The sequence below is a fragment of the Actinomycetospora chiangmaiensis DSM 45062 genome, assembly GCF_000379625.1.
GTDB lineage: Bacteria > Actinomycetota > Actinomycetes > Mycobacteriales > Pseudonocardiaceae > Actinomycetospora > Actinomycetospora chiangmaiensis.
This window is the reverse complement of the sequence record NZ_KB903229.1, coordinates 191,476-216,169: the sequence shown is the minus strand read 5'-3', so window position 1 is coordinate 216,169 and position 24,694 is coordinate 191,476. Positions and strand designations below refer to the sequence as shown.

Here is a 24,694-nt window from a genome sequence, read left to right as displayed (position 1 = left end):
CTCTCCTTCTCGATGGGTCGTACTCGTCAGGCAGGGTCAGGCATCGACGACGCAGTCGCCGGCCGCCGCGGTCACACAGGTCTGGATCTTCACGGCGTCCCAGCTCTGGCCGCCGGAGCCGTCGGCACGGTGCTCGGTGCCGTCGCGCAGGTCGCGCACCACGCCGGAGCGCAGCGGGACCACGCAGGTGTGGCAGATGCCCATCCGGCAGCCGAAGGGCAGCTGCAGCCCGGCCTGCTCGCCGGCCTCCAGCAGCGTCGTCGCACCGTCGATCTCGATCTCGGCGTCGGAGTTCGAGAACGTGACGGTGCCGCCCTCGGCCTCGCCGCCCGCGAGGTTCGCCGAGAACCGCTCGATGTGCAGCTGCTCGTCGAGCCCGGCCTCCGACCACACCCGCTCGGCGTCGTCGAGCATCTCGTTCGGCCCGCAGACCCAGGCGGCGCGCTCGGCCCAGTCCGCACACACCTCGTGCAGCGCGTCGAGGTCGAGGTGGCCGTCGTCGCGGGTGTGCCGCCGGACCACGTGCAGCGTCTCGTGCCGCGACTCCAGGTCCTCGAGCTCGTCGGAGAACAGGAAGTGCTCGGGGTCGGGCGCGGAGTGCACCACGACGACGTCGGGCATCGTCGAGCGCCGGTCGAGCGTGCGGAGGAAGGCCATGATCGGGGTGATGCCCGAACCCGCCGTCAGGAAGAGGATCTTCTTCGGCGGCGGGTCGGGGAGGACGAAGTCGCCCTGCGGCGGCGCGAGCCGGACGATGGTGCCGGGGGCGACACCGCGCACGAGGTGCTGGGACAGGAACCCCTCGGGCTGGGCCTTCACGGTGACCGAGAGGTGGCCGGCGTCGCGCTTGGGCGGCGAGGTGAGCGAGTACGAGCGCCAGTGGAAGCGGCCGTCGACCTGGACGGCGATGCCGACGTACTGGCCGGCCTGGTGGTCGAACGACCAGCCCCAGCCGGGCTTGATCACGAGCGTCGCGGCGTCGTCGGTCTCCTGCACGACCTTGACGACCTTGCCCCGCAGTTCCCGCGCCGACCACAGCGGGTTGAGCAGGGTCAGGTAGTCGTCCGGTAACAACGGGGTGGTGAAGCGCGACGCGGCCGCACGCAACCGTTCGACCGGTCGGGGGAGCTTCGCCGACGTCTCGTTCACGATCGCCTCCGTATCGCCACTGACCGGCCCTCGCGATGCGTCCCTGCGGGTGAGCGGGAAGCCTGGCGCCGGGATGTCCGCTGTGAGCCAGATCAAAACATGCTCGCGTGTCATATGACATCACGAGATGTCACATGGGGTCGCCGCCGCCGTCCTCGATGACCTTGGAGGCCTCCCGGACGAGTTCGCCGACCGCGCGCGGCATCGTCTCGCGGAACGCCGACATCACGGTACGGGCCGCGATGGGCTGGAGGGCGGCCACGGCGTGGCGGACGTCCTCGAGCCGCTCGGTCGGCAGGCCGGCGTCGACGAACTCCTGCCAGACGGTGCGACGGAAGAGGTCGACGAAGTCGGAGGCGACCTCGTCGAGGTGGGCGAGCACCGTCTCCCGCGTCCGCAGCAGCGCCTCGACCGGCAGCCCGAGCGCCGCCGCCTCCACGCCGGCGCGCACCATCTCCGGGCTGTGCACCCGGATGCGATCGCCGTCGATCTCCTCGACCATCCCGGCGCCGACCAGTGCGGTGAAGGACGCGGGCTCCTCGCCGAGCCAGGAGGTGAACTCCTCGCGGGTCATCTCCACCGGCGGCTCGGCCCGCCACGGCGTGAGCATCTCCAGGTACTGCGAGAGCGCCCGCTCCGCGGACTGGTTGGGGGCCGACTCGACGAGCCGCTCGATCGCGGCGAGGGAGAAGCCCTCGGCCTGCAGGTGGGTGATGAGGTCGAGGCGCGCCAGGTGCTCCGAGCCGTAGAACCCGGTGCGGCCCTGCATCCGCGGCGGGGGCAGCAGGCCACGGGCGGCGTGCGCGCGGACGTTCCGCACCGTCATCCCGGCGTGCGCCGCCAGACGGTCGATCGTCCAGTCGGCCGGAGAGGCCACCACGTGATCCCACGCTACGGCCCCGGAGCGGGCCGGGCGGTTCGTGTTACCCGCGGTACCGCGCGTGGCCTCGATGTCCCACGAGGGACATGAGTGGCGCATTGCCGTCACCAGACGCGCGGGAGGCGCCATCCACGCGTCGGACCCGAGCATCGACCGTCTCGTCCTCGGCACCTCGTCGCCGTGGATCACCGCGACGAGGCACCGAGCAGACGGGTGGTGCGCCCGGACTCAGGGGCGGGTGGTGACCCCGTGGTGCACCGCCGGCGTCGCCGCGCCGGCCTTCGTGGCGCCGGCCTTCGTGGCGCCGGCCTTCGTGGCGCCCGCCTTCGTGGCGCCCGCCTTCGTGGCGCCCGCCTTCGTGGTGCCGGCCTTCGTCACGGGAGCCTTGATCGCGGTCGCCTTGGTGGCGTGGGCCTTCGTCGTGTGGGCCGCCGCGCCCTTCGTGGCGGGCTTCGCGACGTGCGCGGTCGGCGCGGTCGGCGCGGTCGGCGCGGTCGGCGCGGTCGCGGTGCCGCCGTTCGGCGTGGGCGCGACCGGTGCGGCGTTCGCGACGCCGACGGCCCCGACGGAGGCGGCGGCCACGAGGCCGGCCGCGACGGTGATCCTGCGGAACATGCTCGCCATGACGAGCTCCTCTCCCCGACGCCGGACGGCCAGCCCGTCCGGACGAACGCGGACGGTAGCGGCTTAATCACTGTCCGAAGTCAGCCACCCGGAGCCTCCGCACCGGCCCCACGTCGGGTCAAGGGCAGGTCAGCGGATCGCCAGCAGCGGGTTCACCAGCTGCCGAAGCCGCCGTCACCGAAGCCGCCGTCACCGAAGCTTCCGCCATCGAACCCGCGGTCACCGAACCCGCCCCCGAAGCCCCCGTCCCCGAAGCCACCCGCATCCCACCCGCCGTCGAAGCCCGGGCCGCCCCACCCGCCGTCGGGAAGGCCGCCGGCGAAGCCTCCTCCGCCGAACCCCGAGAAGAGCGCGTCGGCGAGCAGCAGACCACCGACCGCACCCACGCCCCCGAGCAGCATCGGCTTCCACCACGGCTCGGAGTACCAGCCCGCGGCGACCGGTCGCCCGGCGACCGTCCCGCCGGGGTAGTAGTGCGCGTTGCGGGCGGACGGGTCGGGCGAGCCGGTCACGGTGCGGCCGCCGACGTCGACGGTGCGGTCGCCGGAGAGCTCGCCGGCGCGGGCGCGGTCCGTGTTCGACGGCAGGTCGGGGCCCGGGTCCATGCCCAGGGCCGTCCGGGCCGCGCGGACGAAATGCAGCCCCTCGAGGGCGGTGTCGGTGACGAGGCGCCACTGCGCGGGCGTCGCGGCCGTCGCGAGCTGCGAGCCCGCCGCGGTGTAGCGCTCGGCGGCGTCGGCGAGCGCCTGCCGCGAGGGCTCGTCGGTGCCGGAGAGCGCGAGGACCTGCCCGCCGAGGCGGTCGTACCAGCGGCGGGCCTCGGCCTCGGCGTCGGCGGCACCGCGCGGATCGGCGAGCCCCGCACGGCCGGGGCGGCGTCCGACGGCGAGCGCGATCAGTCCGCCGACGACGAGGAGGACGACCAGGAGGGCGAGCACGTCACCGACGATCCGCCCGACGGCTGAGGCTCCGCTGAGACGTCCCTGAGCATCGGCACGTGCGGGATGCCGTCCTCGTCGTAGCCCGGCCCGGCGACGACGAAGCCGAACCGCTCGTAGAACCCCCGGGAGCGGACCTGCGCCCCGAGCACCACCGGTCCGGACAGCGTCGCGAGCGCGGCCCCGAACAGCGCGGCCCCCGCCCCGGTCCCCCGCGCGGCCGGAGCCGAGACGACCCGGCCGATGCGGGTCGTCCCGTCGGGCTCGGCGAGGACCCGCAGGCAGGCGGTCAACGCACCGTCGGGCCCGCGGGACCACCAGTGCTCCGCCTCGGGGTCCCGTCCGTCGATCTCGGGGTAGGCGCACTGCTGCTCCACCACGAAGACCGCGACGCGCAGGGCGAGCACGTCGTGCAGGTCGCGCGGGGACATGCGGTCGAGCGGGGCGTGGTGGATCACTCCACCAAGGGTGGCACCGGAGGCGGTCGGCGGTGTAGGAACTGCGTGTGGGCACCGAGGATCTGGAGCGGTTCTGGCCGAGCCGCCGCCTCGACGCCTTCGACGAGTTCTGTCGCCCGAGCGCCTGACGTCCCTGTCCGGACGTCGCCGAAGCTCCGCTCCGCGACCACTCGTTCGAAGGACCTCCTCCGCCATGACCACCGTCAGCGTGCCCACCCCCGCCGTCGTCGCCCTCGACCCGGTCCACCACGGCCTCGTCGATCCCGCGGGCGGCAGCCGCGATCTCGACGCCATGCTCGACGAGGCCCGCGAGGCCGAGCGGGCCGGCGCCACCGCCGTGCTCGTGCCCGCCGCGGGCGCGGGGGCACCGGCGCAGCGCCACTGGCCGGCCACCGCGCAGGCGCTCGCCGTCCTGCTCGCGACCACCCGGGTCCGGGTGATCGTGCCGATCCGGGCACGCGCCTGGGAGGTCGAGGCCGTCGCCCGCTTCGCCGCCAGCGCGAGCGGGCTCGCCGGCGACCGCCTCGTGGTGCGCGTGCTCGGCGTCGGCGCTCCGGCCTTCGCGACCCGACTGCGGGCCCGCTGGGCCGGGCCGGTCGAGGTCGCGGCCTCCGAGTCCGCCGCCGCCTGATCCCTGCGTGGACCGCGAGGCCCATGCCACACACCCAACACTTGAAGCTTGAAGCGTACGTGCTAGGCTCAGCCCTATCAGTTGATGCTTCAAGCGTCTGGAGAACACCATGACCGAGACCACCGCCCCGCAGCTGACCCTGGCCGGCTCCTACCAGATCGACCCGGCCCACAGCCGGATCGGCTTCACCGCCCGCCACGCGATGGTGACGAAGGTGCGGGGTTCGTTCGGGGAGTTCCGCGGCACCGCCGTGATCGACGAGGCGAACCCCGCCGCGTCCTCCACCGAGATCGTCATCTCCGCCGCGAGCTTCGACTCCAGCCAGGAGCAGCGCGACGGCCACGTCAAGAGCGGCGACTTCCTCAACGTCGAGGTCTACCCGGAGATCACCTTCCGCTCGACGGCCGTCGAGAAGGTCGGCGACGACGTCTGGCGCATCACCGGCGACCTGACGATCCGCGACGTCACCAACTCGATCACCATCGACTTCGAGCAGAACGGTGTGGCCAAGGACCCGTTCGGGAACGAGCGCGCCGGCTTCGAGGGCTCGACCACGATCAACCGCAAGGACTACGGCATCACCTTCAACGCCGCGCTGGAGACCGGCGGCGTGCTGGTGAGCGACAAGATCGGCCTGGAGTTCGACATCTCCGCGATCAAGCAGGCCTGATAGACACGCCCGTATGAGTGCGGCACAGCAGCCCGGCCGGACGGCCCTGGTCCTCGGCGGCGGTGGAGTCACCGGTATCGCCTGGGAGATCGGCGTCCTGGCCGGGCTGCGTGCTGCCGGGGGCCGGCTGGCCGCCGCGCTCGACGCCCCGGCCCTCGTCGTCGGCACCTCGGCGGGCTCGGTCGTCGGCACCCTCGTCGCCGCGGCCGCAGATGCGGGCCCCGACTGGGACCTCGCCGACGCCCTCGCCACCCAGCACGCGCCCTCGACCACCGAGATCCCGCGCGAGGTCGACCTCGACGCGCTGTTCGAGCGCATGAGCGCCACCGCGGACGCCGACCCGGTCGAGGCCCGACGGGGCGTGGGCGAGCTCGCGCTCGGCGTCGACTGTTCGGTGTCGGACGACCGCCGCGCCTCGATCTCCGCGCGACTCCCGGTCCACGACTGGCCTGCGACACCCCTGCGGGTCACCGCGGTCGACGCGGACTCCGGGGAGCTCGTGGTGTTCGACGCCGCCGCGGGAGCATCTCTCGACGACGCGGTCGCCGCGAGCTGCGCCGTCCCGGGGGTGTGGCCGGTGGTCCCGATCGGCGACCGGCTCCTCATGGACGGCGGGGTGGCCTCGATGTGCCACGCCACGCTGGCGGCCGGACACGACCGCGTCGTCGTGCTCGTCCCGTTCCCCGCGACCGGTGGAGGCGGGAGCCGACCGCTCGACGACGAGCTCGCGGAGCTGCGCGCGGGCGGCGCCGAGCTCGTCGTCATCGGCCCCGACGCCGACTACCTCGCCGGGCCCGGGCAGACCGCCCTCGACCCCGCCGGTCGACCGGCGGCGGCCGATCTGGGGTACCGGTTCGGCCGGTCGATCGGGGAGGACCACTCCTGATCCGTCCGGGGTGGCCCGGCGGGGTCACACGCGCCACACTGACCACCCACATTCGGTGACCGAGAGGGGTAGGTCGTGGATTTCGACGTCTTCGTCGAGGTACCTCGGGGCAGCCGCAACAAGTACGAGCTGGACCACGAGTCCGGCAAGCTCCGGCTCGACCGGACGCTCTTCACCGCCACGCAGTACCCGGCGGACTACGGCTTCATCGAGAACACCCTCGGCCAGGACGGCGACCCGCTCGACGCGCTCGTCCTCGTCCAGGAGCCGACCTTCCCGGGCTGCCTCGTCCGCAGCCGCGCCATCGGCATGTTCCGCATGACCGACGAGGCAGGCGGCGACGACAAGGTCCTGTGCGTGCCGGTGGACGACCCGCGCCTGGAGCACCTGCGCGACATCCACCACCTCGACCAGTACCACCGCATGGAGATCCAGCACTTCTTCGAGGTCTACAAGGCACTCGAGCCCGACAAGAAGGTCGAGGGCCACGAGTGGGTGGGCCGCGCCGCGGCCGAGAAGGAGGTCCAGGCCTCCGTCGAGCGGGCGACCGCGGAGGGCTTCACCACGTGACGACCGACGGCGGGCTGTTCGGGGCCCCGCGCCGCGAAGGGCCGACGCCCAAGCTGGTCGTCATCGGGGTCGCCTGGGCGGCCTTCGGGGTCGTCGCCCTGATCACCGCGGTCCTCATGCGCTCCGTCGGGATCGCGGTGTTCGGCGTGCTCTGCTTCCTCGCGGGCGGCGGGCTCTACCTGGGTCAGCGCGCCCGCGAGCGGCTCGAGGAGGACGAGCGGAGCTGGCGCTCCGACCCCGGCGGGTACCTCGACGACGACCTCGACGACGACCTCGACGACGACCTCGGGCCGGAACCGGACGACGCCCCCGACGGGCCCGCCGACGACGAGGACGACCCGCAGCACGCCACCCGCGTCATGTCGAGGTCGTCGCACGACGGTCACGGCCGCGAGGGTCACGGCCACGACGACATCGTCGACGCCGAGTACACGGAGTACTACGAGCCCTCCCCGTCCGAGCAGGACGACGGCACGGGCTACGACGACGAGGAGACCGCCTACCGGCGACGCCGGGAGGACGAGTGGGCGCGGGAGTCCCGCGCCCGGGAGGACGACACCCGGGTGATCGAGGCCGACGACGACACCGCGGACGACACCGCGGACCACACCGCGCACGAGACCACCGCCGACCGGGCGGACGACACCGCCGACAGCACCCACGACGGGCACGGCACCCACGCCGGCGCCCACGACGGCACCCCGGGCGGGACGACGCCGGACGCCCCGCGGTGACGGTCACGACCGGGGCCGACGCGCCCGTCGTCGTGACCCCCTCCGGAACGGTGCGGGGCGGGACGCATCCCGACGGCGGGGTCGTCGAGTTCCTGGGGCTGCGCTTCGCCCGCGCGGAGCGCTTCGGTGCGCCCGAGCCGGAGCCGGCGTGGACCGGGACCCGTGAGGCCCGCACGCCGGGCCCGCAGTGCCCGCAGCTCGCGTCGCGCATGGACGCCATCGCCGGCCCGTCGAACGCCGACGAGCTCGGCCAGGACGAGGACTGCCTGCGCCTGTCCGTCCGCGCCCCCGACGACCTCGCCCCCGGCGAGCGGCTCCCGGTGATGGTGTGGATCCACGGGGGCGCCTACGTGATCGGCGGGGTGGACCTCGCCTGGTACGACACCACCCGCCTCGTGCGGGAGGGCCGCGTCGTCACGGTGAGCGTCGGCTACCGGCTCGGCGTCCTCGGCTGGCTGCGCATGCCCGGGGTGTCGCCCGGCAACCTCGGCCTCGCCGACCTCACGGTCGCGCTCCGGTGGGTCCGCGACCACATCGGCGCGTTCGGCGGCGACCCGGGCGCGGTCACGCTCGTCGGCGAGTCGGCCGGCGCGCACGCCATCGCGTGCCTCATGAGCGCGCCGTCGCTGCGCGACCTGTTCCACCGGGTGATCCTGCAGAGCGGCCAGCTCGGGCTCGGCCTCGGCACGGCGCGCACGGCGGCCCGAGTCGCCGGGTACGTCCGCGACGCGCTCGACGGGGCCGACCCGCGGACCGTCGGGATCGACGATCTCCTCGACGCCCAGCGCCGGACGATGATCCGGCACGCGGGCCCCGGCGGGATCAACTCCGCGCCCGCCTTCACCCCGGTCGCCGGGGTCGAGCCGCTGGTGGGGGTGGCCGCGGCCGACCCGTGGGTCGCGGCCGCCCACTCCGGCCACCCGATGATCATCGGGACGACCGCCGACGAGGCGAACACCTTCGTCCGGATCGCCCCCGGGCTCCGCCGCCTCGCGCGACGGGCCCCGACGCTGGTCGACCTCGGCTCCCGCGTGGCCACGCACCGCGTCTTCACCGCACCCGCCCGGGAACTCGCGGTCCGCGCGGCCGCGGCCGGCACCACCGTGAGCACCTACCGGTTCACGTGGTCGGCCCCGGACTCCGGGCTCGGCGCGTGCCACGCGATCGAGCTGCCGTTCCTCTTCGGCGGCCGCGCGGCGTGGCAGGACGCCCCGATGCTGGCCGGGGCGTCCTGGGACGACGACATCGAGCCGCTGGGCCGCGCGCTGCGGGCGTGGTGGTGCCGCTTCGCTCAGGAGGCGGCCAGCGCCTCCCGGTAGCGGGCGACGTTCGCCAGCTTCACGTCCTCGTAGCCGCGGACCATGTCGGGCAGCGACGCGATCGCCACGGCCCGGTCCACCTCGCCCCCCGCCGCCATCTCCGCGAGGCGGGGGACGAGGGTCCGGTACTCCGCCACGAGCTCCCGCTCGACCCGGCGGACCTCGGCGCGCCCGAACGGGTCGAGCGCGGTGCCCCGCAGCCGGCGCATCGCCCGCAGCGAGGAGTAGGCCGGCCGGAACCACGGGCCGAGCGTCAGCTTGTGACGCAGCCCCATCGCCCGCAGCGACGGCGGGTGCAGCTTCCACGAGATGCGGGCGTCGGCGCCGAACTCCGCCCGGACCGAGGCGCCGAACGCCGGGTCCAGCGAGAGCCGGGCGACCTCGTACTCGTCCTTGTAGGCCATCAGCTTGTGCAGCCCGACGGCGACCGCCTCCGCCAGCTCGAGCGGCCCGTCGACCAGCCCGCGGACCACCTCGGCGTAGGACCGGGCGTACGCGGCGTCCTGGTAGGCCACCAGCTCCGGGACGCGGACCGCCACCAGCCGCTCCAGCTCCGAGCCGGCCGGAGCGCCGACGGCGGCGACGATCTCCGCCGCCGCGCGGGCACCCGCCGTCGTCAACCCGGGCACACCGTCCACCGCCGGACGGGCCACCGCCGCCACGACCGCCGCGAACGCCTCCGGGTCGGCCACCGACTGCCGGCCGCGACGGAACGCCTGGACGTTCTGCTCGACGGCGGCCCCGTTCAGCTCGAACGCCGCCTCCACCGCGGCGCCCGGCAACGGCAGCGCCCCGAGTTGGTACGCGGCCCCGAGCAGGACCGACAGCGCGAACTGGTCGTCGCCGAACAGCGACTCGGCCAGCGCCCGGGCGTCGAGCACCGCCCCGACGTCGGCCCGCACCGCACGCCGGATCCGGCCGAGCACCGCGTCCACCGGCGGGTAGGTCACGCTCGGGTCGACCACCTGGTCGCCGGTCGGGATCTTCGCGCTCGACACCACGCCGACCGTGCGCGACGGCGAGGCGGCCGCCAGGTGCGTCGGGTCGGCGGCCACGAGCAGATCGGCGCCCAGGTACAGGTCGCACTCCCCCTCGGCCGCGCGCCCGGCCAGCTCGCCCTCGCCGAGCTTGACGTCGGAGACGACCGCGCCGCCCTTCTGTGCGAGCCCGGTCTGGTCGAGCCCGCGCGTCGGCCGGCCCGCGATCCGCGCGGCGGCGGCGAGGACCTGCGCGATCGTCGTGACCCCGGTGCCGCCGATGCCCGCCAGCCGGACCACGGCATCGTCGGGAACCGTCCGTCGCGGCTCGGGCAGGACGTCCGCGGCCAGCGGCGCCACGCCCGCCGTCGGCCGCTCGCCGCCGGGCTCGACGACGGTGAAGGCGGGGCAGTCGCCGTCGAGGCAGGAGTAGTCCTTGTTGCACGACGCCTGGTGGATGCGGGTCTTGCGCCCGAACTCGGTGTCGACCGGGGTGACCGAGAGGCAGTTCGAGGTCTGCCCGCAGTCGCCGCAGCCCTCGCAGACCCGCTCGTTGATGACGACGCGGGTGGTCGGGTCGGCCAGCGTCCCGCGCTTGCGCTTGCGCCGCTTCTGGGCCGCGCACTCCTGGTCGTGGATCAGCACCGTGACACCGGGCGTGGCCGCCAGCAGCTCCTGCGCCTCGTCGATGCGCGAGCGGTCCCAGACCTGCACGCCCTTCGCGAGCCTCACCCGGCGGTAGCGGGACACGTCCTCCGTCGTGACGATGACCCGCGCGACCCCCTCGTCGAGCAGCACCCGCACCAGCTGCGGCATCGACAGCTCCCCGACGGCGTCCTGCCCGCCGGTCATCGCCGCGGCGCCGTTGCGCAGCAGCCGGAACGTGACGTGCGCGCCCGCCGCGACGGCCGCGCGGACCATCAGGCTGCCGGAGTGGTGGAAGGTGCCGTCGCCCATGTTCTGCACCCAGTGCGAGGCCTTCGCCGGGTCGGCGAACGGCTCCGTGCCGAGCCAGTGCGCGCCCTCCCCGCCCATCTGCGTGAGACCGGTGACCGGCCCGACCTGGGTCTCCGGCATCAGCATCACCATCGTGTGGCAGCCGATGCCGGCACCGACGAGCGAGCCCTCCGGCGCCGTCGTCGTCGAGGTGTTGTGCGGGCAGCCGGAGCAGAAGTACGGGTGCCGCGTCGCTCCCGCGAGCGGGAGGTCGATGCGGGTCCGGCCCCGGCTCCGTCGTCGCTCCCAGGCCTCCACACCCGGGATGCCGGCCAGCCGGGACGCCAGCCCGAGCGCCACCGCGTCCGGGTCCAGGTCCCCGTGCTCGGCGAACAGCGGACGTCCGTCCGGGCCGCGCTTGCCGTGCACTGCCGGCGCCCCGGTCCGGCCGTAGAGCCGGACCTGGATCTGGGTCTCCAGGAACGCCCGCTTCTCCTCGACCACGACGATCTCGTCGAGCCCGTCGGCGAAGCGGTCGACGATCCCGCCCTCCAGCGGCCAGGGCATGCCGACGCGCAGCAGGCGGATCCCGCGGCGCCCGAGCTCGGCGTCGTCGAGCCCGAGCGTGGTGAGCGCCTGGCGGAGGTCGAGCCACGTCTTGCCGGCCGCGACGATCCCGATCCGGGCCGGGCCGGTGCCGACGATGCGGTTCAGGCCGTTGGCGGCGGCGTAGCGCCGGGCCAGGACGAGCCGGCGCGCGTGCAGGTCCCGCTCGAGCGGGGCGAGGCGCGCGCCGAGCAGCTTCGCGTGCGGCTCGTGACGGAAGGGCCGCCCGTCGAAGGTCACGTCGGGGACCACCGGGACGACCCGGTCCGGCGCGACGACCGCGGTGCCGGAGCCGTCGGCGACGGCCGTGACCATCTTGAGCCCGACCCACAGCCCGGACACGCGGGAGAGCTCCACCGCGTGCCGGCCGAGGTCGAGGACGTCCTGCACGTCGGCGGGGTAGAGCACCGGCAGCGCCATGTCGGCCAGCGCGGCCTCCGAGGCGCACGGGACGCTCGACGACTTCGCGGCCGGGTCGTCACCCACGATCGCGAGCGCCCCGCCGTACCGGGAGGTGCCGGAGAGGTTGGCGTGGCGCAGCGCGTCGGTGGCCCGGTCGAGGCCGGGGGCCTTGCCGTACCAGTAGCCGGTGATCCCGTCGGCCACGTCCTCGCGCAGCGACCCGGTCGCGGGGGCGAGCTGGCCGCCCTGCACGGCGGTGAGGGCGATCTCCTCGTTGAGACCCGGCGCGAAGACGACGCGGTGCGCGTCGAGCAGGTCGCGCTGCCGGGCGAGTTCGAGGTCGTAGCCCGCGAGGGGCGAGCCCTCGTAGCCCGAGACGTAGGCCCCGGTGCGCAGCCCGGCGGCGGCATCCGCCCGGCGCTGGTCGATCGGCAGCCGGACGAGGGCCTGCACCCCGGTGAGCGCCACCGTGCCGTCGGTCTCGGTGTAGCGGTCGCGCAGCGCGAACGGTCGTGCGGCGGGGGCCGGGGGCGCCACGCGGCGTGCGGGGCGGGCCGGAAGGTCGAGGGTCATGGTGGCGACCTCCGATGGGACCGGGGCGGGCCCGCCGTCGGGATCACCGACGTCGTCCCGCCCGAGCGTTCGTGCTCGGATGGACGATGAAGTTAGCCACCTACTCGCCAGTGGTCCAAGCTATGCGTCGGAAACTGGGCCGTTGGTACGGTCGACCGTGATCGACGACGGCCACGAGCGGGCCGTTGGACCAGTGGAGGCCCGGATGACCCTCGACGACCTCGACCGCTCCCTGCTGCTCGCCCTGCTCGAACGGCCCCGGGTGGGCCTGCGGGAGCACGCCCGCACCCTCGGCGTCGCCCGCGGCACGGTGCAGGCGCGCTTCGAGCGGCTGCAGGAGGCCGGCGTGATCACCGGCTTCGCCCCGCGCGTGGCGCCCGCGGCGCTCGGCTACGGCGTCCTCGCGTTCGTCACGCTGCACATCGCGCAGGGACGTCTGAACGCGGTGGCCGAGCACCTCGCGTCGATCCCCGAGGTCGTCGAGGCGCACTCGATCACCGGCGACGGCGACCTGTGGTGCCGCGTGGTGGCCCGCGACAACGCGCACCTCGAGCAGGTGATCCAGGGCGTGCTGGCCTCGCCCGGCGTCGAACGGACGCAGTCGGAGATCTCGCTGACCGAGCGCGTCCCGGCCCGCGTGCTGCCGCTGGTGCGCGCCCTGCCGCGCACGACACGCCGTTAGGCGGACCCGGAGGTGTCATCCGCGTCACGTGTGCGGTTCCGGGGTATCGCAGCGTCAGGTGCATCCGAGGAGGACCGTATGTCCAGCCCTGAACTCCGTCCCGCCGCGCTCGACGAGACCGCCCTGGCCGACATCCGTCGTCTCGAGGAGAGCCTCGGGACCCCGGTCGTGGCCTACGAGCCCGAGAGCCCGTACGCCGAACTGTCCGACGACCAGCTCGCCGAGGTCCGGCGCGTCGAGTCCGCCCTCGGCGTCCGGCTGCTCGCCTACCGCGCCTGAACCGTCAGGCCGGGACGTCCGCGGCCCGGTCGTCCTCGACCGGTGCCGCGGGCAGCATCACGGTCAACGGCGCGAGGACGCCGACCGGGAGCGACACCCGCCGGCGGGGGCCGTCCACGACGGTCGGCGCGACCGGCGCGGCGGTCCACCCCGCCCTGTCGGCGCGCGTGCCGGCCGGCGCCGTGTCGGCGCGCGCACTGCTCTCGAGAGCACTGACCTCGAGCGCGTCGACGAGGTCGTCGACGTCGACCCCCAGCCGGCCGAGCAGATCGGCGACCCGGCCCGTCCGGACCACCGCGACGGCCAGCTCGGCCGCGGTCACCGCCCGGTCGGCGCGGGCGGCCCGGTGGGCGACCCGGTGCAGCACCGTGCGGGCGACCGAACTCAGTGCGGGCCGCACGGGGTCGCCGCCGGCCAGCTCGTCGGGGACGTCGGACCGGTCGTCGTCGAGCGCGGCCAGCAGCACCGCCGGCCCCGCCCCGCGCAGGCCGAAGGCGCGGCCGACGTCGCCGCCCGCCCGGATCGCGGCGAGCAGCAGGTGCACGCTGTCGACCCAGCGCCGCCCGAGCGCGACCGCCTCCCGCCGCGCGCCCTCGAGCAGGCGGGTCACCTCGTCGTCGTCCGCGCCGTGCTCCTCGACCGCGGCCTCCAGGCACCCGCGGCCGAAGGCGGCGGTGCCGACGACCGACGTCGACCCCGCGGACCGCGGTCGCGGCGACGGCCGGCGACGCGGGTCGGCGGCCACGCGCACGGGCGCGGCGGCGGCCGGCTCCGGCGTCGGCACCCAGCTCGCGGCGAGGTCGTCGAAGATCGGCGTGACGGTCACGGGCGGCGGTCTCCCCGGGGTCGATCGGTCACGGACGGTCCAGGTATAGGCGGGTCGACGACGTGGATCGGGGACCCCGGCGGACGTCCGGCACGGCAGGGTGATCCATCGATCGAGTGATCCGAGGGCTCGCCGTGACGACGGCACCCGGAACGGGGGACGGCAGCCCGGGCGCGGCACCGCCCGGTCGGCCCAGCGTCGTCGCCCCGGGACGCCGGAGATCACCCCGCCGGGTGCTGCGCCCGGCTCCGGAGCCCCCATCGGGTGGACCTCGACGGCGTCGCGTCAGCAGCAGCCCCCTCGGCCGTCGCGCGTTCTCGTGTGTGACGCTGCTGTGAGTCCCGGCGGCGCGACGGCGGAGGAGGCGACGGATGAGCACGGTCGGACGACACGACCTCTCCGCCCCTGCGCCCGCCCGTTCGACGGCCACGCGCGCGGTCGTGACGGCGCTCGCCGGGGTGGCCCCGCCGGCCCGGGACCGCGACGCGGGGGCCGAGGCGGCCGCCATCGTGCGCTGGGCCGGGGTCCGGCACCGGCACGGGGCGTTGGCGGCGGACCTCGACACCCCGGAGGCTGCCTCCCGCCTGGTGTCGCTGCTGACCCGGCTCGGCGCCGACGACGGCACCGTGGCGGGCGACTCCGCCCGCGGTCGCTGGCGGGTGGAGGTCGGGCCGGACACCGACTCGGGCGACTCCCTGGCCGTCCGGCTCGGCGTGGTCGACAACCGCGGGCGGCCGCTCGCCGCGCCGCCCGACTGGCTCACCGGCGGCTCCCTCCCGGGCGCGATCGCGACCTGGCGCGGCGCCCTGCTCGCACGCGGTGAGGTGGTCGACGGCGCCGTGACGCTGGACTGTCCCGCCCCGGGGGCGGCACGGGTGCTCACCGAGCTGGGGCTGCGGCTCGGCGTCCGGGCCCGGCGTCCGGGCTCCGGTTCGCGGCTCACCGTGACCGACCCCGCCGAGGCAGCGCTCCTGCTCACCACCTGCGGCGGCCGCGTCACCGCCGCCGCCGCGGGCCTCGCCGACGCGACGGACGCGGCCGCTCCCGGGTCGGCCAACGACGCCCGGGCCACGGTCGCCGCGTCGCGCGCGGCCGCCGCCGTCGCGGAGGCGTTCGCGACGCTGGAGCGGGCCGGGGTCGAGGTCCCCGACGCCCGCGCCGCGGCGGGCCGGCTGCGACTGGCCCACCCCCACCTGGGGCTCCCCGAGCTCGCCGCCCGTGCCGCGCCGCCGATGTCGAAGGACGCGCTCGCCGGGCGGCTCCGCCGGCTCCTCACGCTCGCCGCCCGGCACCGCTGAGCGGCCCGCCGGGCACCGCCGAGCGAGTCTGCCGGCACCTCCGAGCGACCCCGGTCCGCGCGCGTCACGATGGCCGCCATGGTGGACACGGTGCGCGGCCCCGTCGACGCGGCGGACCTCGGCACGACCCTCATGCACGAGCACGTCTTCGTCCTCACCCCGGACCTGCTGGCGAACTACGGGGCGGACTACTGGGACGAGGAGCTCCGCGTCGCGGACGCGATCACGAAGCTGCGCCGGCTGCGGGAGCTCGGCGTCGAGACCATCGTCGACCCGACGGTCGTCGGGCTCGGCCGGTACGTCCCGCGGGTGGCGCGGGTGAACGCCGAGGTCGACCTCAACATCGTCGTCGCGACGGGGCTCTACACGTTCGCCGAGCTCCCCCGGTCCCTGCAGAACCGCGGCCCCGGGACGTTGCTCGGCGGCCCGGAACCCCTCACGACGATGTTCCTGCGCGACGTCCGCGAGGGCATCGGCGGGACCGACGTGAAGGCAGCCCTGCTCAAGGGCGTCGTCGAGGCGGCGGGGCTGACGCCCGACCAGGCGCGCATCCACCGCGCGATCGCGCTCACCCACCGGGAGACCGGCGTCCCGATCACCGTGCACACCAACGCCGAGCTCCGCACCGGCACGCTCGCCCTGGACTTCTACGCGGCGCACGGCGTCGACCTCACCAAGGTCGTCGTCGGGCACGCGGGCGACTCGAACGACCTCGACTACCTGCGCTCGCTGGCCGACCGCGGCGCCACGCTGGGCTGCGACCGCTTCGGGCTCGACCGGTACAACACCACCGGCCGGCGGGTGGCCACGGTCGCCGCGCTGTGCGCCGAGGGTTACGCCGACCGCATCGCGCTCTCCCACGACGCGTCCTGCTACATCGACTTCTACGCGGGCGAGGACGCGCAGCGGGCCCTGCGGGAGTCGGCCCCGAACTGGCACTACGAGCACATCAGCCGCGACGTGCTGCCCGCCCTGCGCGACGCCGGGGTCACCGCCGAGCAGATCACGACGATGATGGTCGACAACCCGCGGCGCTACTTCACCACTGGGTAGCGTGCTGCAACCCAGCGCCTCTAGGCTCCGCGCCGTGGAGTGGACCGGAGCGCGCTACGCCGACGAGCCCGAGGTCACGGCCGACACCTGGATCGCCGCACCGCCCGAGCGGGTGTGGCCGCTCGTCAGCGAGCTCGAGCGGATGCCGGCCCGCAGCACCGAGCTCGAGGCGCTGACGTGGCTCTCCGACGGCCCCGGCCCGGGCGCGCGCTTCGTCGGACACAACCAGCATCCCTCGCTCGGGAGCTGGTCGGTCGAGGGCACCGTCGTCGAGTGGGACGCACCGAGCCGCTTGCCGGAGGGGCCGGGCCAGGTTCGAGTAGCCCCCACCCCCTCAGGGCGCGAGCGCCCGCGAGATGTCATAGACCGTCGGACCCCGTGCGTACGCTCCTCGCCATGCCTAGCGCGGTCTGCGGTTGGTGCGGCGTGCACTCGAACATGTCAGTGAAGATGGTCGAGGCCGGACCGTTCGACGAGGATGAAGTTGGTCAGCTATTTGGCCTCTATAAGTGCGACCACTGCACGGCATCTTCGCTTGGGTACGCGAGAGTCTCAATGAGGGATGTACGCGACCTTCTCGGCTACGGCGCGTCAGTCACCTTCGAGATCGCCCTAGAGATCGAGGACAACACTGCCGGACTAATGTGGCTTCCTCATAGCGGCGCCAATCTAGAGCTGAACCACACGCCGGAAGAGATCGCGGACGCCGCGAAGGAAGCCCGCGCGTGCCTCAATGCTGGCTACCGGCGGGCCTCCGTGCAGCTAGCGCGCTCCGTTGTGGAGGCGACGGCGAAGGACAAGGGGATCACGGTCCACAACATCGCACCGAAGATCAACGAGATGTTCAATCAGCGGCTGATCCGCGAGCACATCCGCGACGGTGCGCACGAGGTCCGGCACCTAGGAAACGACATGGCGCATGGCGACTTCACGGAGCCGGTCACGGACGAGGACGCGCAGATGGTGCTCACGCTGATGCATGAGGTGCTCGTCGAGGTGTACGAGAGTCCCGGGCGCGTACGAGAGGCGCAGAGCCGACGCGCAACCCGAAGCGCCGGCCAACAGCCCTAGAGGCGCACGACACCCCCGATCCCCGCAAGAAGGTGACGGGGAGTCGGGGGTGTCAGTAGGTCCGGCGCGGTTGGCCACCCGGCGCCGGACGAGGACTACAGCCGGGCGCGGGACCTCCGGGCCAGGACGGTCCGTGCCTCGATCGCGGCCGGGGTGTCCGTCCGCGCCACGACCGGGTCGAGGTCGAGCATGGGCGCGTCCTCGCCCTGCTCGTTCTTCACCGTCTTGTAGTGCTGCTTGTGCGGCGTGAACGCGGCCGTGCGTTCGACCGGAACCGGCGCACCATTCAGCGTCACCTGCGGGATCATCGACATTTCCTGTTTCTCCGTTCCAACCCCTCGTGGCTCTCCGCCGACGATTCTATCGAGCCGCGAGAGGCGGAATGACATTGTCGTGATCGGACCGATTAGCAGCATTGCCACGCGCTAGCTGAGCGCTTGCTACGGAGGGAGTGGGGCGCCGATGCCGCGCGTCGACTCCTCGTAGTCCTCGATTCTGGGTGCGCGCCGTCAGCGTCACCACCAACGACGCGTGCCCTAGCCACTTCGCGGGCACATCGTCGCGCCTTGCCCCTCGGATGATGCGCGAAGGGCCGGCTCGCCGGGCGGCTGCCGCTACGGTGCTCACATGAGCGCTGTCGCGAGCCCGGTGCCAGAGCCGCACCCTCTCCTGCAGGGAGCTTCACCGCGCACGGTTCGCGAGTGGCTCTCCCCCGAGCTCGCACAGCGCTTCGACGACGCCTACCGCGCTGCGATCGACACCGCTCGGAGCACCTTCGAGCTCGAGCCGGTCAACGCGGTCGTCGAGGACTTCCGTCGGATCGCCATCCTGGAGACCGACCCCGCCGCGTTCCGCCGCACTATGCGAGCTGCGGCCGAGCTGGCCACAGGCGAGCCCTCGCCTGAGGACGAGCCCTGGCAGACGACCCTGAACAAAGCCGGCCTGTAGGTGTACGTCGTCGCCGACGATGCCGTACGAGAGGCAGTCGCCGCGCTGCCAGCGGAACTCCTTCCTCGGATGGCGGAGCTGCGTGCTGCCCTTGAGCTCGCACCCTGGTCCGTCGGGTCGCCCTTGGTCCCCAGCAACGCGAACGGTCTACGTGTGGTCGGGTTCGGCGAGCGCGAACGGGCCCAACTCGTCTACGGCGTCGTCGACCGCGATCGACTCGTCTCGCTGCTCCAGCTCTCCTGGGTCTGACGGCGACCGCCGAGCGTCCCGGGAGAGTCCGGCTCCGTCGCGTCGGTCAGGGACCGACCAGCACGACGTCGAGCCGCCGCGGGCCGTGCACGCCCTCGACCCGGTCGAGCTCGATGTCCGACGTCGCCGAGGGGCCGGAGACGAACGTCAGCGGCGACGACGGGTCGAGGCGCGCGATCGCCTCCGGCACCGAGCACACGACGTCCGCCGCGTGGATGACGCACACGTGGTGGTCGGGCACGAGCGTGATGGCGCGTCGCCCCTGGTCGGAGGCCGCGGACGACAGCACGAACGTCCCGGTGTCCGCGATCGCGACGGCCGCCCCGGTGACGACGGCGTCCACCGCGTCGAGCTCGTCCACCGACAGCGGCGGGCCGTCCCGCCGGACGTCGCCGCGGTAGCCGGTCAGCCACTCCCCCGGCAGCCCCGGTGGCACGACGATGCTGCCGGCCTGCGCCAGCACGCCGGCGACGGCATCGGCCACCCCGGCCTCGGACCCGACCCGGTACACCGTCGCCCTGTAGTCGGTGAGCGTCTCGTCGAGCCGTTCGAGCACCGCCGCGCTCCCCGGGGCGAGCCGACCCGTCGTCGCGAACTCCCGGGTCACGACGACGGGTGTGGCCGGGTTGCCGGCATCCCGCGCGGTGCGCAGCCGGGCGAGGACGATCTCCCGGGTCGAGCTCCGCTCCGCTGCGTCTCCCGAGTCGCGGGCGCTCACGCGTCCTCCCCGTGGGTGCGCGACCACCACTGCCGGAACGTCTCGGCCGGCGGCGCCGGGAGGTCGCGGGCGTTCGTCCACCCCGACATCGGCCACGGCAGCCCGGTGATCCGGCCCTTCCGGCCGGCCAGGACCCGGCCGATCCCGAGGGCCTTCTCCGCGAGCTTGAACCGGGCCGGCGTCGTCATCGCGATCGCGGCGGCCTGCATCGTCAGGTCCTGACCCGTGGGCCGCGTGTGTGCCGCGACCGCCGCGGCGCGCTGCTGGACGAGCAGGTGCGGGATGTCGATGCGGACCGGGCAGGCGTCGAAGCACGCCCCGCAGAGCGAGGAGGCGTAGGGCAGCGAGGCGTTGACGTCGTCGGGACCGGAGATGCCGGTGAGCTGCGGGGAGAGCACGGCACCGATCGGCCCCGGGTAGATCGAGCCGTACGCGTGACCACCGGTGCGCTCGTAGACCGGACAGACGTTCAGGCAGGCCGAGCAGCGGATGCAGTGCAGCGCCTGGCGGCCGTCGGGCGAGGCGAGGACGTTCGAGCGGCCGTTGTCGAGCAGCACGAGGTGGAAGGTCTGCGGGCCGTCGCCGGGGGTCACGCCGGTCCAGGTCGAGGTGTAGGGGTTCATCCGCTCGCCGGTCGAGGACCGCGGGAGCAGCTGCAGGAACACCTCGAGGTCGCGCCAGGTCGGCACCACCTTCTCCACGCCCATCACCGTGATCAGCGTGTCCGGCAGTGTCAGACACATCCGCCCGTTGCCCTCGGACTCCACCACCGACAGCGTGCCGGTCTCGGCGACGGCGAAATTGACGCCCGAGATGCCCACCCTCGCCGTCAGGAACTTGCGACGCAGGTGCGCCCGCGCGGCCATCGCGAGCCGGCGCGGCTCGTCGGTGAGCGCGGGGTCCACGTCCGGCATCTCGCGCAGGAAGATCTCACGGATCTCCGCGCGGTTGCGGTGGATCGCGGGGACGAGAAAGTGCGAGGGCCGGTCGTGCGAGAGCTGCACGATGAGCTCGGCGAGGTCGGTCTCGAACGCCGCGACCCCTGCCGCCTCCAGGGCCTCGTTGAGCCCCGTCTCCTGGGTGGCCATGGACTTGACCTTGACGACCTCGTCGGCGCCGGTGCCCCGCACGAGGTCGACGACGATCCGGTTGGCCTCCTCGGCGTCGCGCGCCCAGTGCACGGTGCCCCCGCGCGCGGTGACCTGCTCCTCGAGCTGTAGCAGCAGCTCGGGCAGGCGCGCCATGGTGTCGGCCTTGATCGACTCCCCGGCGCGGCGCAGCTCCTCCCAGTCGTCGACCTCGGAGACGACGGCGGCCCGCTTCGCGCGGATCGTGCGGGTGGCGTGGCCGAGGTTGCGCCGCAGCTGGGTGTCGGCGAGAGCCTTGTGCGCGGCCGCCGGGAACGACTCAATGCCGCGCAGGTGCCCGTGCGGGTCCGCCGCGACGGTCGGCATGCCCAGTTCGACGGTCCGGCTCCGCTGCGCTGCGCGTCCCAGGTCGGTACTCATCGCGCCACCCCGTGTCCGTGGGCCGCTCCGGCGGCCTCGCCCGTCCGCTGCGTCGACCGGCTCCCCGTGACGCCGCCGACCACGACGTCCGCGGTGGCGTCGCCGCGGTCGGTGCTGGCGAGGATCTCCGCCAGGTGCACCGTGCGGACCCCCGAGCGCAGCCGCGAGAGCCCCCCGCCGATGTGCATGAGGCACGACGAGTCGCCCGCGGTGCAGATCTCCGCCCTCGACGAGAGCACGTTCGCCATCTTGTCCGCGAGCATCGCCGTCGAGGTCTCCGCGTTCTTCACCGCGAACGTCCCGCCGAAGCCGCAGCAGACCTCGGCGTCGGGAAGCTCCTGGAGCTGCAGGCCGCGCACCGCGCGCAGCAACTGCAGCGGCTTGTCGCCGACCCGCAGCATCCGCAACGAGTGGCACGTCGGGTGGTAGGTCACGCGGTGCGGGTAGTAGGCGCCGACGTCGGTCACGCCGAGCACGTCGACGAGCAGCTCGGAGAGCTCGTAGGTGCGGGCGGCACCCTCCTCGGCCGCCACCGCGAGGCCCTCGTCGCCGGCCCGGCGGGCGACCATCGCGTGCTGGTGGCGCACGCACCCCACGCACGAGCCGGACGGCGCGACGATCGCGTCCACCCCGTCGTCGAGGGCCTTCCGGAACACCTCGACGTGGTGGCGCACCACCGGCAGCGCCGTGTCCAGGTAGCCGGTGTTCACGTGCATCTGCCCGCAGCAGGTCTGGTCGGCCGGGAAGACGACGTCGTGCCCGAGCCGTTCGAGCAGCTGCACGGTCGCGATGGGGGCCTGCGGGAATATCGCGTCCCCGAGACACGTCGCGACGACCGCGATCCGCATGGGCGGTCCTTCCCGACGACGGTGGTGGTCCCCGAGTCTGCCCGGTTCGCCGGTCCGGCGCTCACACCGTGGTGATCTCGTCACTCTCCGCAATGCAGTAGTCGGGCTCCGACTACTGCACTCTGCGGCGATCGGTTCCGTCGTCACTTTCCGTCGTCAACAATCCGGAGCATGGTCCCGGTCCTCCCCAGTGGCGCGCGGCGGGGTCGCGCCACCCGTCGTCGGGCCACCTGACGATGGCGGGGCGGCTGCGAGCCGCGGGGGGCGACGAGGTCGAGGCGGCCCGCGACCCGATGGTCGCGGGTCTGCCGGGTGCGGTGGCGCTGCTGGCGGCCCACCGCGCCGACCCCGGCGCGCCGCTCGCGGCCGCCGTCGTCGGGCCGGGCGGGGCGGGGAAGAGCGCCCTGATCTCGGCGCTCGTCCGCTCGGCCCGACGACGCGGGATCAGCACCCGGCGCATCCGCTCCGGCGACACCGTGCCGTTCCCGTCCGACGAGGACGCGCTGCTGCTCGTCGACGACGCGCACACCCTCGACGAGGCCACGCTCGCCGAACTCACCGACGTCGCCGACGATCCCGACGTCCGGCTCGTCGTCACCGCCCGCCCGTGGCCCTGCCCGCGGGCGCTGTCGACGTTGTGGCTCGCGCTCGGCCGGGACCGTGCCCCGGTGACGCTCGAGCCCCTGACGCCGGAGGGGACCGCCGACCGGGCGTCGGCGCTGCTCGGGTCCCGGTGCCCGCCGGGCCTGGCGGGCACGCTCCGACGTCTCTCGGGTGGTTCTCCGGCCGTCGTCGACCGTCTCGTCACCCAGATTCGCGACGCCGGCCCCCGCGCGGTCGCGGCGGCGGCCGAACGCGGGTCGCAGGAGGTCCCCCCGGGCGTGCTCGACCTGCTCCGGCACGAGGTGGGCGGGCTCGACGTCGGGACGCGGCGGCTGCTGCTGGCCCTCGCCGTCGGCGCGCCGCGGGTCCCGGCGGCGCTCGCGGACGTCCTCGACGTCGACCGGACGTCCCTCGAGGACCTGCTCGAGCGTGCCCGCGCCGCCGGGCTCCTCCTCCCGACGGGGAGCGGGCCCGGCGACGAGCTCGGCGCCCCCGCCGAGCAGGTCCCCCCGCTGGCGGGGCGCACGGTGATCCGACTGGGGGCGGCGGACGAGCGGCTCGACCTGGAGCGACGGATCGCCGAGCAGGCCCTCGCCCGGGGCGCGTCCGTGCTGGGTCCGGCCCGTCGGCTGCTCGGCTCCGGCCTGCGCGGCGGCGAGCTGCCCCGGGTCTTCACCGCCGCCGGGGACGAGGCGATCGCGTCCGCCCCGCACCTCGCGGGCGCGTTGTACGCGGACGCCGTGGCCGCCGGCGCGGCGCCGGAGTCGGTCGTGCTCCGACGGGCCGAGGCGGCCGCGCTCTCGGGCGACCTGGACACCGCCCTGCGCCTCGCCGACCCCGTCACCACCCGGGAGGACCCGGGCGAACGGGCCCGCGCGGTCACCGTCGTCGCGACCGTGATGACGCACCGCGGCATGGGCCACGCCGCGGCAACGATGCTCGCGCAGGTCCCCGCCCTGCAGGACCTCGCCGTCCCCGGGCTGGTCGCGGCCGGCGACCACGACGTCGCGGTGTCGGTCCACCGCGCGAGCGGGAGCGGCCCCGGATCGACCACCGTGCGCTCGGCGATCGCGCTCGCGGCGGGCGGCGTCCTGACCTCCCTGGGCCCGGAACCCGGTGCCGGCGCGACGGCCCTGTCCGAGCTGACGCGGGCGGCGTCGCTGGTCGAGCCGCTCGGCGGCGGCGTGCTCCTGCCCGACTCGCCCTCGGCCCTGGCGGCCCTGGTCGCCCTGCACGCCGGTGAGGTCGACGTGGCCGACTCGGTGCTGCGGCGGGCGTGCGACACCGGTCCGGGCGGTCCGGCGCTGGCGCCCCGCCACCACCTGTTGCGCGCCTGGGTCGCGATGGTGCGCGGGGACCTCCCCGGGCTGACGGAGCAGGTCGCGGCCGCCCGGGGGTCGCGGCTCGCGCTCGAACCCCGCGACGAGCTGCCGGCGGCGGCGATCGAGGTGGGGGCCGCCCGACGGACCGGTGACTCGACGGCCCTGCGCGCCGCGTGGGGCCGGGCCCGGGAGGCACTCGTCCGACACCCGGTCGACCTCTTCGTCCTGCTCCCGCTCGGCGAGCTCGCCGTCGGGGCGGCCCGGCTGCGGGACCGGGCCGCGATCCGGTCCGCGTGGGAGGCGGCCGACGCCCTCCTGTGCGACCTGGGCGATCCGCCGCTGTGGCGCGTGGCGACCAGTTGGTACGGCCTCGCAGCCGCCGTCACCGCCGAGGACGTGCCCGACGCCGAGCGGCACCTGGAGGTCCTCTCCTCCCTCGCGGACCGCTTCCCGCTGGCCACCGCGCTGGACGCCGCGGCCCGGGCGTGGCTGGCCGCGCTGGCCGGGGACGTGGACCCGGTCGTCGTGGAACACGCGGCCCGCGGCCTGCACCGGCTGGGCTGGACCTGGGACGGCGCGCGGCTCGCCGGGGAGGCGGCCATCCGTACCCCGGACCGCCGGGTGATGGCCACGCTGCTCGCCTGCGCCCGCTCGATGGCGGACACGGGACGGCCGGCGCCCGACGGCGCGGAGGCGATCCCGACGTCGGGGCTGCTCGGCGACACCGGGAAGGTCGCGCTCTCGGAGCGGGAGGCCGAGGTCGCGCGGCTCGTGCTGGCCGGGCTCACCCACAAGCAGATCGGTGCGCAGCTCTACATCTCGGCCAAGACCGTCGAGCACCATGTCGCGCGCATCCGGCAGCGGCTCGGTTCGTCGAGCCGGGGCGAGCTGTTCGCCCAGTTGCGGGAGCTGGTGGGCGGCCCGGGGTAGCGGTCT

At 74.6% G+C, this 24,694-nt stretch carries 26 protein-coding genes and 1 pseudogene; 16 read left to right on the top strand and 11 right to left on the bottom strand.

Annotation, left to right across the window (positions count from 1 at the left end; all coding sequences use genetic code 11):
* Positions 1–36: 36 nt before the first annotated feature.
* Together A3CO_RS0114460 and A3CO_RS32275 are read right to left on the bottom strand one after the other, a co-directional pair.
* Entirely contained in the window at positions 37–1,149 is a 1,113-nt protein-coding gene (locus A3CO_RS0114460) for a ferredoxin reductase (RefSeq protein WP_018332959.1), read from the bottom strand.
* A gap of 130 nt (positions 1,150–1,279) precedes the next feature.
* On the bottom strand, positions 1,280–2,029 hold the full coding sequence (locus A3CO_RS32275; RefSeq protein WP_051085955.1) for a MerR family transcriptional regulator: 750 nt from the start codon (positions 2,027–2,029) through the stop codon (positions 1,280–1,282).
* A gap of 90 nt (positions 2,030–2,119) precedes the next feature.
* Here A3CO_RS32275 and A3CO_RS40390 point away from each other — a divergent pair.
* Positions 2,120–2,362, top strand: a pseudogene (locus tag A3CO_RS40390) (hypothetical protein); the annotation flags it as partial.
* On the opposite strand, the gene A3CO_RS39530 reads toward A3CO_RS40390, so the two are convergent.
* The 3 genes from A3CO_RS39530 to A3CO_RS32270 all read right to left on the bottom strand — a co-directional run bounded on the left by A3CO_RS39530 (position 2,258) and on the right by A3CO_RS32270 (position 4,049).
* Complete coding sequence (locus tag A3CO_RS39530; RefSeq protein WP_018332957.1) at positions 2,258–2,653, bottom strand: hypothetical protein; 396 nt, start codon at positions 2,651–2,653, stop codon at positions 2,258–2,260. The pseudogene A3CO_RS40390 and the gene A3CO_RS39530 overlap by 105 nt on opposite strands.
* Before the next feature lie 152 nt (positions 2,654–2,805).
* Positions 2,806–3,591 (bottom strand): hypothetical protein, encoded by a 786-nt coding sequence (locus A3CO_RS0114445; protein WP_018332956.1) that lies wholly within the window; start codon positions 3,589–3,591, stop codon positions 2,806–2,808.
* Positions 3,549–4,049: a GNAT family N-acetyltransferase gene (locus A3CO_RS32270; protein WP_018332955.1), complete on the bottom strand. Its 501-nt coding sequence runs from the start codon at positions 4,047–4,049 to the stop codon at positions 3,549–3,551. Before A3CO_RS32270 ends, A3CO_RS0114445 begins: the two co-directional genes overlap by 43 nt.
* 193 nt (positions 4,050–4,242) lie before the next feature.
* Here A3CO_RS32270 and A3CO_RS0114430 point away from each other — a divergent pair, with 193 nt between their 5' ends.
* From A3CO_RS0114430 to A3CO_RS32265, 6 genes are all read left to right on the top strand, one after another.
* Positions 4,243–4,680 carry a hypothetical protein gene (locus A3CO_RS0114430; protein WP_018332954.1) on the top strand — a complete coding sequence of 146 codons (438 nt, stop codon included), beginning with the start codon at positions 4,243–4,245 and terminating at the stop codon, positions 4,678–4,680.
* A 109-nt stretch (positions 4,681–4,789) separates the two neighbouring features.
* Positions 4,790–5,350 (top strand): YceI family protein, encoded by a 561-nt coding sequence (locus A3CO_RS0114425; RefSeq protein ID WP_018332953.1) that lies wholly within the window; start codon positions 4,790–4,792, stop codon positions 5,348–5,350.
* Between the two features lie 13 nt (positions 5,351–5,363).
* Positions 5,364–6,236 (top strand): patatin-like phospholipase family protein, encoded by an 873-nt coding sequence (locus tag A3CO_RS0114420; protein WP_018332952.1) that lies wholly within the window; start codon positions 5,364–5,366, stop codon positions 6,234–6,236.
* A gap of 75 nt (positions 6,237–6,311) precedes the next feature.
* A complete protein-coding gene (locus tag A3CO_RS0114415; RefSeq protein ID WP_018332951.1) occupies positions 6,312–6,806 on the top strand; it encodes an inorganic diphosphatase in 495 nt (164 codons plus the stop codon).
* Positions 6,803–7,540: a hypothetical protein gene (locus A3CO_RS0114410; protein ID WP_018332950.1), complete on the top strand. Its 738-nt coding sequence runs from the start codon at positions 6,803–6,805 to the stop codon at positions 7,538–7,540. The genes A3CO_RS0114415 and A3CO_RS0114410 overlap by 4 nt, the downstream gene beginning before the upstream one ends.
* Entirely contained in the window at positions 7,537–8,859 is a 1,323-nt protein-coding gene (locus tag A3CO_RS32265; RefSeq protein ID WP_018332949.1) for a carboxylesterase family protein, read from the top strand. The genes A3CO_RS0114410 and A3CO_RS32265 overlap by 4 nt, the downstream gene beginning before the upstream one ends.
* Here the strand turns inward: A3CO_RS32265 and A3CO_RS0114400 are convergent.
* A complete protein-coding gene (locus A3CO_RS0114400; protein WP_018332948.1) occupies positions 8,832–12,353 on the bottom strand; it encodes an indolepyruvate ferredoxin oxidoreductase family protein in 3,522 nt (1,173 codons plus the stop codon). The two genes, A3CO_RS32265 and A3CO_RS0114400, sit on opposite strands and share 28 nt — an antisense overlap.
* Positions 12,354–12,558: 205 nt before the next feature.
* Here A3CO_RS0114400 and A3CO_RS0114395 point away from each other — a divergent pair, with 205 nt between their 5' ends.
* Both A3CO_RS0114395 and A3CO_RS0114390 read left to right on the top strand, forming a co-directional pair.
* Complete coding sequence (locus A3CO_RS0114395) at positions 12,559–13,035, top strand: Lrp/AsnC family transcriptional regulator (RefSeq protein ID WP_026204611.1); 477 nt, start codon at positions 12,559–12,561, stop codon at positions 13,033–13,035.
* 78 nt (positions 13,036–13,113) lie between these two features.
* Positions 13,114–13,314: a hypothetical protein gene (locus A3CO_RS0114390; RefSeq protein WP_018332946.1), complete on the top strand. Its 201-nt coding sequence runs from the start codon at positions 13,114–13,116 to the stop codon at positions 13,312–13,314.
* Between the two features lie 4 nt (positions 13,315–13,318).
* On the opposite strand, the gene A3CO_RS0114385 is transcribed toward A3CO_RS0114390, so the two are convergent.
* A complete protein-coding gene (locus A3CO_RS0114385) occupies positions 13,319–14,140 on the bottom strand; it encodes a Clp protease N-terminal domain-containing protein (RefSeq protein ID WP_018332945.1) in 822 nt (273 codons plus the stop codon).
* Between the two features lie 371 nt (positions 14,141–14,511).
* Here A3CO_RS0114385 and A3CO_RS35880 point away from each other — a divergent pair, with 371 nt between their 5' ends.
* The 4 genes from A3CO_RS35880 (at position 14,512) to A3CO_RS35875 (ending at position 17,562) form a co-directional block, all read left to right on the top strand.
* Complete coding sequence (locus A3CO_RS35880) at positions 14,512–15,438, top strand: helix-turn-helix domain-containing protein (protein WP_018332944.1); 927 nt, start codon at positions 14,512–14,514, stop codon at positions 15,436–15,438.
* A 78-nt stretch (positions 15,439–15,516) separates the two neighbouring features.
* The gene (locus A3CO_RS0114370; RefSeq protein WP_018332943.1) at positions 15,517–16,491 is read left to right on the top strand and encodes a phosphotriesterase family protein; all 975 of its coding nucleotides are present in this window, start codon (positions 15,517–15,519) and stop codon (positions 16,489–16,491) included.
* A 1-nt stretch (position 16,492) separates the two neighbouring features.
* The gene (locus A3CO_RS40385) at positions 16,493–16,939 is read left to right on the top strand and encodes an SRPBCC family protein (protein WP_211214478.1); all 447 of its coding nucleotides are present in this window, start codon (positions 16,493–16,495) and stop codon (positions 16,937–16,939) included.
* Positions 16,870–17,562 (top strand): DUF4145 domain-containing protein, encoded by a 693-nt coding sequence (locus tag A3CO_RS35875; protein WP_018332941.1) that lies wholly within the window; start codon positions 16,870–16,872, stop codon positions 17,560–17,562. The genes A3CO_RS40385 and A3CO_RS35875 overlap by 70 nt, the downstream gene beginning before the upstream one ends.
* A 95-nt stretch (positions 17,563–17,657) precedes the next feature.
* Here A3CO_RS35875 and A3CO_RS0114355 read toward each other — a convergent pair whose 3' ends face one another.
* Positions 17,658–17,870 carry a hypothetical protein gene (locus A3CO_RS0114355; protein ID WP_157647564.1) on the bottom strand — a complete coding sequence of 71 codons (213 nt, stop codon included), beginning with the start codon at positions 17,868–17,870 and terminating at the stop codon, positions 17,658–17,660.
* A gap of 319 nt (positions 17,871–18,189) precedes the next feature.
* On the opposite strand from A3CO_RS0114355, the gene A3CO_RS0114350 reads away from it, so the two are divergent.
* Positions 18,190–18,510, top strand: coding sequence for a DUF6247 family protein (locus A3CO_RS0114350; RefSeq protein WP_018332939.1), 321 nt, complete (start codon positions 18,190–18,192; stop codon positions 18,508–18,510).
* Complete coding sequence (locus tag A3CO_RS38100) at positions 18,511–18,759, top strand: hypothetical protein (protein ID WP_157647562.1); 249 nt, start codon at positions 18,511–18,513, stop codon at positions 18,757–18,759.
* 46 nt (positions 18,760–18,805) lie between these two features.
* Here the strand turns inward: A3CO_RS38100 and A3CO_RS0114340 are convergent, their stop codons facing one another.
* From A3CO_RS0114340 to A3CO_RS32245, 3 genes are read right to left on the bottom strand one after another with little or no spacing between them, the layout of a single operon-like run.
* On the bottom strand, positions 18,806–19,477 hold the full coding sequence (locus A3CO_RS0114340) for a LutC/YkgG family protein (protein ID WP_018332937.1): 672 nt from the start codon (positions 19,475–19,477) through the stop codon (positions 18,806–18,808).
* Positions 19,474–20,931 (bottom strand): LutB/LldF family L-lactate oxidation iron-sulfur protein, encoded by a 1,458-nt coding sequence (locus tag A3CO_RS0114335; RefSeq protein WP_018332936.1) that lies wholly within the window; start codon positions 20,929–20,931, stop codon positions 19,474–19,476. Before A3CO_RS0114335 ends, A3CO_RS0114340 begins: the two co-directional genes overlap by 4 nt.
* 50 nt (positions 20,932–20,981) lie before the next feature.
* Entirely contained in the window at positions 20,982–21,833 is an 852-nt protein-coding gene (locus A3CO_RS32245; RefSeq protein WP_018332935.1) for a (Fe-S)-binding protein, read from the bottom strand.
* A 236-nt stretch (positions 21,834–22,069) separates the two neighbouring features.
* Here A3CO_RS32245 and A3CO_RS0114325 point away from each other — a divergent pair, with 236 nt between their 5' ends.
* The gene (locus A3CO_RS0114325; RefSeq protein ID WP_018332934.1) at positions 22,070–24,688 is read left to right on the top strand and encodes a helix-turn-helix transcriptional regulator; all 2,619 of its coding nucleotides are present in this window, start codon (positions 22,070–22,072) and stop codon (positions 24,686–24,688) included.
* The last annotated feature ends 6 nt before the right edge of the window (positions 24,689–24,694 follow it).

What these genes read in the sequence shown, in the direction of transcription:
- A3CO_RS0114355 (WP_157647564.1), bottom strand. Translation starts at nt 17,870, where the DNA reads ATGATCCCGCAGGTGACGCTGAATGGTGCGCCGGTTCCGGTCGAACGC.
- A3CO_RS32245 (WP_018332935.1), bottom strand. Translation starts at nt 21,833, where the DNA reads ATGCGGATCGCGGTCGTCGCGACGTGTCTCGGGGACGCGATATTCCCG.
- A3CO_RS0114395 (WP_026204611.1), top strand. Translation starts at nt 12,559, where the DNA reads ATGACCCTCGACGACCTCGACCGCTCCCTGCTGCTCGCCCTGCTCGAA.
- A3CO_RS0114420 (WP_018332952.1), top strand. Translation starts at nt 5,364, where the DNA reads ATGAGTGCGGCACAGCAGCCCGGCCGGACGGCCCTGGTCCTCGGCGGC.
- A3CO_RS39530 (WP_018332957.1), bottom strand. Translation starts at nt 2,653, where the DNA reads ATGGCGAGCATGTTCCGCAGGATCACCGTCGCGGCCGGCCTCGTGGCC.
- A3CO_RS0114390 (WP_018332946.1), top strand. Translation starts at nt 13,114, where the DNA reads ATGTCCAGCCCTGAACTCCGTCCCGCCGCGCTCGACGAGACCGCCCTG.
- A3CO_RS0114335 (WP_018332936.1), bottom strand. Translation starts at nt 20,931, where the DNA reads ATGCCGACCGTCGCGGCGGACCCGCACGGGCACCTGCGCGGCATTGAG.
- A3CO_RS0114325 (WP_018332934.1), top strand. Translation starts at nt 22,070, where the DNA reads ATGGCGGGGCGGCTGCGAGCCGCGGGGGGCGACGAGGTCGAGGCGGCC.
- A3CO_RS0114350 (WP_018332939.1), top strand. Translation starts at nt 18,190, where the DNA reads ATGAGCGCTGTCGCGAGCCCGGTGCCAGAGCCGCACCCTCTCCTGCAG.
- A3CO_RS35880 (WP_018332944.1), top strand. Translation starts at nt 14,512, where the DNA reads ATGAGCACGGTCGGACGACACGACCTCTCCGCCCCTGCGCCCGCCCGT.
- A3CO_RS0114430 (WP_018332954.1), top strand. Translation starts at nt 4,243, where the DNA reads ATGACCACCGTCAGCGTGCCCACCCCCGCCGTCGTCGCCCTCGACCCG.
- A3CO_RS0114425 (WP_018332953.1), top strand. Translation starts at nt 4,790, where the DNA reads ATGACCGAGACCACCGCCCCGCAGCTGACCCTGGCCGGCTCCTACCAG.
- A3CO_RS0114400 (WP_018332948.1), bottom strand. Translation starts at nt 12,353, where the DNA reads ATGACCCTCGACCTTCCGGCCCGCCCCGCACGCCGCGTGGCGCCCCCG.
- A3CO_RS0114370 (WP_018332943.1), top strand. Translation starts at nt 15,517, where the DNA reads ATGGTGGACACGGTGCGCGGCCCCGTCGACGCGGCGGACCTCGGCACG.